This is a genomic window from Paenibacillus sp. 01T422 (assembly GCF_056398785.1).
In genome coordinates this window covers 1-766 of record NZ_JBFTQB010001463.1, presented here as the reverse complement: position 1 = coordinate 766, position 766 = coordinate 1, and the positions used below count along the sequence as shown (strand labels likewise).

Below are 766 nucleotides of genomic sequence, written 5' to 3'. Positions count from 1 at the left end.
GGAGAAAACCGGTGCCACCTTCAATGTTCAGCTTCCATCAGGTGATCTGAAGGATACCATTAATCTGAATGTAGCCTCCGGTAACATGCCTGACATCACCTTCTTCAACCCTCGTGCGGATGCCGATAAGTTCGGCCAGCAAGGGGTTCTCGCTAATATTCTGGATTACAAAGATGTCATGCCGAATTTAACAGCATGGATGAAGAAATATCCTGAAATTGCCAAAGCCTCTTTAGCAGCTGATGGTAAAATGTACATGCTTCCAAATGAAGGCTTCGGTGAAACGAACCGTGTCATCTGGATGTACCGGGAAGATATTTTCAAGAAACATGGACTTAATCCTCCTGCCAATTACGATGAACTTATCACAGTGGGCAAGAAGCTGAAGGAACTATACCCTAACAGCTATCCGTTCTCCTTCAGAAGCGGAGCTAATCTTGGTATCCTTAACTTTGCTACCGCACAGTTCGGCACAATGAATGGTTTGTTCCAGGATGAGAAAACAGGCAAGGTTCGCTATGGGCCTATTGAGAACGAATATAAGAAGATGATCGAGTTCTTCCAACGTATGCAAAAAGAAGGGCTTATGCCTCCGGATTGGCTGACTTTCAACGTACAGCAATGGCAAAATGCCGTATCCAATGACCAAACGTTCATGATACTCGATTATATCGGTCGTCTTGATCTGTTCAATATCCCTATGAAAAAGACGAATCCCAGCTTCAATCTAGCGTTCATGCCCCCTCCTGAGGGCGCACCTGGTTAT

The 766-nt window shown here is 45.0% G+C and carries 1 protein-coding gene; it reads left to right on the top strand.

Annotation, left to right across the window (positions count from 1 at the left end; translation table 11 throughout):
• A partial coding sequence (locus AC1DUA_RS39520) for an extracellular solute-binding protein (protein WP_477504871.1) occupies positions 1-766 on the top strand: 766 nt, incomplete at both ends.